This window comes from Methylobacterium sp. UNC300MFChir4.1 (genome assembly GCF_900110155.1).
Taxonomy (GTDB): Bacteria; Pseudomonadota; Alphaproteobacteria; order Rhizobiales; family Beijerinckiaceae; genus Methylobacterium.
Genome location: NZ_FOCS01000080.1, coordinates 1 through 1028, shown reverse-complemented (window position 1 = coordinate 1028; position 1028 = coordinate 1). Strand labels below are relative to the sequence as shown.

Here is a 1028-nt window from a genome sequence, read left to right as displayed (position 1 = left end):
TGTCTCTTGGCGGGGACGCCGCTAGCCTATCCGTCACGCCCGCTTCGTCACCTCCGCCCACTCGACGCGCCGCAAATGGCCAAAGTCGAGCTTAGCGCCGACGGAGCCCGGTGATGAGCTCGATGCGCCGGTAGGCGTCACCTTCCTGCCTGACGTCAGGCCAGACTTCAGCCATCGGCTCACCCCCGCTCGATCCAACACGAGCGCCGACCCTTCCCCGTCCGCCGTCAAATCAAAAGGCGGGGCGGCCGCACCGGTTACGTTGAAGGCATAAGAAAGGTCTGCACTGATGAGCCGGGCGAAACCAGGGGAGAGGGGCATCTGTAGCCGCCTATTGCGGTCTGGCAACAGTTTCTCAACCGGAGGCGGCCTATAAGGCCGGCCGCAGCAGCGTTGAGGGCCGATGAGCACAGCAACTGAACAGGCTAACGGAAAGAAGGCGCAGCCCGCACCGGAGGTGCGGCCGGACCTCTACGATCCGCACTTCCCCGTCCGCCAACGCGCGAAGGCCCCTTCCGACCGCGCCCGCAACGAGACATTCGACCCGTATTTCCCGCCGCTCAAGCGGCACTGATTGATTCACGTCGGGGAACTGTCACACTCGCTCCGCTTTGCCTACGGGCAACAAGGAGGGCGCTGTGATCGATATCCGGATCTCCGAAGACAAGAATGGGCTCTGGACCGTTTATCGGGACGGATTGGTGGTCACCGGCCTGACCCGTGAAGCCGCCGAGGCTTTCGCAGCCAGCTACCGCCGCATCACCGCAGCTTGACCCAAACCGCCGCGGTCAGAGCGGCGATTTGAGGTTACGTCACGCTTAGGGGCTTGAACTTCGCGCAGGGTACGGCGCATGATCTCCTCCCTCGGCTTCGCGGCTCTCCCGCATTTTGCGTGGAACGGTCGCGGTGACAAGGATGGCACGGGCTGATTGACTAGGTAGGGGAGTCATTCAGGTCCATGCGATGACAGAGGAAACTAGCGCGACGGCTGCGAGATAGTTGCAGGCTAGGCGATCGTAGCGGGTCGC

2 protein-coding genes are annotated in these 1028 nt (G+C 63.2%); both read left to right on the top strand.

Translation table 11 applies throughout. From position 1 onward, the window contains the following. The first annotated feature begins 403 nt into the window (after positions 1 to 403). Entirely contained in the window at positions 404 to 574 is a 171-nt protein-coding gene (locus BMY19_RS31125) for a hypothetical protein (protein WP_170863093.1), read from the top strand. 64 nt (positions 575 to 638) lie between these two features. Then, entirely contained in the window at positions 639 to 773 is a 135-nt protein-coding gene (locus tag BMY19_RS31740) for a hypothetical protein (protein ID WP_280141655.1), read from the top strand. The last annotated feature ends 255 nt before the right edge of the window (positions 774 to 1028 follow it).